Here is a 3,968-nt window from a genome sequence, read left to right as displayed (position 1 = left end):
ACGGAGGAGCGACTCCTCGGAGGGCTTCAATTCAACTGGAATCAGTTTCCTACCCATTCGCCTAAATTTTTTATGGTAAATTTACAAATCTATTTTCTTCTGGCGAAGCCTACTAGTGGTCTGTCAAGGCTAAAACTAGGGGTTGCCTGCGGCGACTTTTGAGGCTACTCTTCGTTGGACAACCGCTTACGTAGCGCTGCTATGCGCGGGGACATCCGCCTTGATTTAGCCTCAAAATTCGCTCCCACTCAACCCATAAATTAACACTTGGCAGACCACTAGCCCAGCAGGGCGTAAGCCAGAGCATCGCAGGCGTTCGGGCGCTAGCCTGGCATTGGCCTAGCGCTGCGCAGGGGGGTACGCCCGATAGGGCCGAGCGGATAGCGAGCCCCGGAGCATAGCGGCACCTGCCCGCAGGCAGGTGCAGGCCCCTATCCTTCCGGAGGGGGCAGGCAAAAAAAAAGACAAGCGGATTTGCGCGCGCCCAGGAAGGAGTATGCTGCCCAGCGGCTCAGCCTAATAGTAGTGGTACCTCCGTACACGGGCAAGGTGTTTGGCCAGCCGCACTACTTGGCAGGTGTAGCCATATTCATTGTCGTACCAGACATAAACCACGGCGTTGCGGCCATCTTGGGAGACCTGTGTAGAAGGGGCATCCACAATAGAAGTAGCCGTACTGCCCACGGCATTGCTGGATACGTACTCTGTGGAGTTGGAGTACCGGATCTGCTCTACCAGCCCGCCTGACATAGCGGCTGCCCTCAGCAGCTCATTTATTTGTTCGGCCTGTGCAGGGGCCTTCAGGCTGAGCTTTAACACCGCTAAGGACACATTAGGGGTTGGCACCCGGATGGCATTGCCGGTCAGTTTGCCTTTCAGCCCAGGCATGACCTTAGCGACAGCGCTAGCTGCTCCGGTTGAGGTCAGCACCATATTGGTAGGTGCGCCCCGCCCGCGCCTTGGCTTTTTATGGAAATTGTCGAGCAGGTTTTGGTCGTTGGTATACGAGTGTATGGTCTCGACATGGCCATTTTCAATGCCCAGTTTTTCTTCCAATACCGCTAGGACAGGGGCGATCGCATTGGTCGTGCAGGAAGCTGCGCTGAACAGCTGCTCGGTGTCCTGATCGGCAGCATCTTGGTTTACACCGTGTACGATGTTGGGGACATCGCCCTTGCCGGGGGCGGTGAGCAAGACTTGGCTGATGCCCGGGCGCAGGTGCCTGCTGAGCCCTTCCCGGTCGCGCCATACGCCGGTGTTGTCGATCAGGATGGCGTTGAGGATGCCATATTGGGTATAGTCGATCTCTTCGGGGGAGCCCGCATAAATCAGCTTTATGCGGTTGCCATTGATGAGGAGCTCTTCCCCGCTCTCGGCAACTTCGATGGTGCCGTGGAAGTTGCCGTGCACAGAATCCGATTGCAGCAGGGCGGCTCTTTTCACCGCTTCCTCGTACCGGTCTTTCATTTTCGGGCGGATGACGATGGCTTTTAGGCGGAGCTGCTCCCCTCGGCCGGTGGCACCGATGATGCGCCTAGCCGCTAGCCTTCCAATGCGGCCAAAGCCGTAGAGCACCACATCTTTGTGGGCATCAAAGCGAGGGCTCTGCCCAATAATGTGTTTCAGCTGGCGGGAGAGGAAATCTGTAGCGCTTTCTGCTTTGCCGCTCCATTCCAAGGCTAATTTCCCAAGGTCAATTTTTGCAGGGGGCAGGGCGAGTTTTTGTACGGCTTGCGCCAAAGCCAATGTGTCTGCAATAGCTACCTCTCGGGCGCCGTACTGAGCAGCCAAGTGGTGGTGTTGCAGCACCGTGCTGGGGCGGCAGTCGTAGAGGTCTTGGCGGAAAAGGACGAGCTCAACGCCATGGTCAAAGCGTAGGGTGCCCACGGCAGCCAATAGCGCTAAAGCCATCTTCTCTTCCTGCCGCCAATGGTCTAGGGCATTTTGCGCCTGCTCGCGCAGGGCTAACGTTTCAGTTTGCATAAATGAACAAGGTTTTACGGGAGTGGGCCCGGCTATAATTTGGTTTGGTGGCACAAAGGTAAGTCTTCTGCCCTTTTCGCCCTACCGTGGCCTTCGATTTCCCTGCCCTGACTCCCTCCTTGTGCGCGGGGCTATTTTCCAGACAGCGAAGCCACTACGCCCTTGATCTCCTGCTCTCGGCTTTTAGGCCAGATGAGCAGTACGCCCCCTTCGTCCACGATGATGAAGTCTTCCAGCCCGCCAATGACCACTTGTTTGTCTTTTGGCGCCCGGATCAGGTTGTTCCAGCAGTCTTCCAGATAGGCCTGCCCGCCCTGTACCGCGTTGCCATCTTCATCCTTAGGGCTTTCGGCATGTAAGGAGGCCCAGGTGCCAAGATCTGACCAGCCAATATCAGCAGGGAGGGTATACACTTGGCTGGATTGCTCCATGATGGCATAGTCCACAGAAATAGAGGGGGTAGTCGGGTAGGCTTTGTCGATAAAGGCCTGTTCTGCATCGGTATTGTAGACCGGGATGCCCTCGCCAAGGATGCGGTGGATTTCAGGGGCATGCGCCTGAAAGGCATTGAGCAGAGCAGATGCCCGCCAAATGAAAATCCCTGCATTCCAGAAGTAATGGCCTGCTGCGAGGTACTGCTCAGCGGTGGCCAGGCCAGGCTTCTCCCGGAAAGAAGCGACCTTGAGGACCTGCCCTTCTTCCACCCGCGATTGGGCGTCCACCTCAATATAGCCATATCCGGTGTCCGGCCGGGTAGGGGTAATGCCGAGGGTGAGCAGGGCATCGTTTTGGCGGGTGAAAGCCAGCCCTTGCTGTAGGGCCTTTAGGAAGGCTTCTTCTTTGGCGATGATATGGTCGCTGGGGGCGACGATCAGATTGGCTTCAGGGTTGAGGGCCTGCAGCTTGAAAGCAGTGTAAGCAATGCAGGGTGCCGTATTGTTTCGGGAAGGCTCCGTGAGGATCTGGTTATCCGTCAGTTCGGGTATTTGCGCTTTGACCAAGGCCGCATACTGCTTATTGGTGACTACAAAGATGTTGGAAGGCGGGCACAGCTTGCGGAAGCGCTCGAACGTTTGCCGGATAAGGGATTGGCCAGCCCCCATGATGTCGAGGAATTGCTTTGGGCGTTCTTCCCGGCTGGCAGGCCAGAACCGGCTGCCAATGCCGCCGGCCATAATTGCTACGTAGGTGTTCTCTTGCATGAGGCGTTGGATTTGGGGAGAAGGTAAAAGAGGAGGGCCAAAACAAAAGGCACGGCTGAGACAACCGCGCCTTTTGTTTTACACAAATGACAGGTTTAGTTTGCCTGTAGTTGTGGCACCCGGCGCTGTATCAGCTCAAATGTGCCAAAGAGCACAGCTGAGAAGAAAAGGTCTCCTGCCAAGGTATTCCAAAAGAAAGGGATGCCAGCGGTGTAGGCTGCCATCAGGCCAGAAAAGGAATTGGGGTACTGCGGGCTGCTGAAACAAGCCCCCGCATTGGTGATGAGGAAGAACAACACGGAAGCCCCCAAGCTGGCAGCAAGGATGTTGCCCGGCTTCACTTTTTTCAGCGCTACCATCCCCAGCCCGATGATGAGGGCAAAGGCCGGATAGACGTAAAGGGCGGTTTGCCCGAACCAGGCCCAGCCTTTGTAGTAAGAAGGGTAGAGCTGAGCATAAACCACGTTGTTAAGGATGAGGTCGCTGGCCCACAGGGCCGCAAAAGGGATGAGCACCGCCAGGTACTTCTTAGAGAAATGAGCGGCACCGAACAGCCCGATGGCTCCAATGGGCGTAAAGTTGTAAGGGTGGGGCAGCAGGCGGCTGAGGGCTGCTGCGATAATCATAAGGCTAATGATTCCAGGGCGCAACTCGATTTTTCGGTTCATAAGTTAATTTTCAATATCAGCGGTAAGATGAAAATGCCCGCTTGGCCGGTGTGGCAAAGGGCAACGCAAAAATAACAGGATTTATCCCCCCTGCAAAAAATATCGCCTTTGCTGA

At 55.8% G+C, this 3,968-nt stretch carries 3 protein-coding genes; all 3 read right to left on the bottom strand.

The genetic code is table 11. The annotated features are described in order from the left end of the window. Positions 1-516 precede the first annotated feature (516 nt). Positions 517-1,983 carry a glyceraldehyde-3-phosphate dehydrogenase gene (locus FRY97_RS21565; protein WP_147169692.1) on the bottom strand — a complete coding sequence of 489 codons (1,467 nt, stop codon included), beginning with the start codon at positions 1,981-1,983 and terminating at the stop codon, positions 517-519. A 131-nt stretch (positions 1,984-2,114) separates the two neighbouring features. Then, positions 2,115-3,185, bottom strand: coding sequence for a mannose-1-phosphate guanylyltransferase (locus FRY97_RS21560; RefSeq protein ID WP_147169691.1), 1,071 nt, complete (start codon positions 3,183-3,185; stop codon positions 2,115-2,117). 95 nt (positions 3,186-3,280) lie between these two features. Further along, positions 3,281-3,853 (bottom strand): DUF6580 family putative transport protein, encoded by a 573-nt coding sequence (locus FRY97_RS21555; RefSeq protein WP_147169690.1) that lies wholly within the window; start codon positions 3,851-3,853, stop codon positions 3,281-3,283. Positions 3,854-3,968 lie beyond the last annotated feature (115 nt).

This window comes from Phaeodactylibacter luteus, from assembly GCF_007993045.1.
Lineage (GTDB): Bacteria > Bacteroidota > Bacteroidia > Chitinophagales > Saprospiraceae > Phaeodactylibacter > Phaeodactylibacter luteus.
The sequence above is the reverse complement of the archived record's forward strand: the minus strand, read 5'-3'. Positions and strand labels throughout refer to the sequence as shown.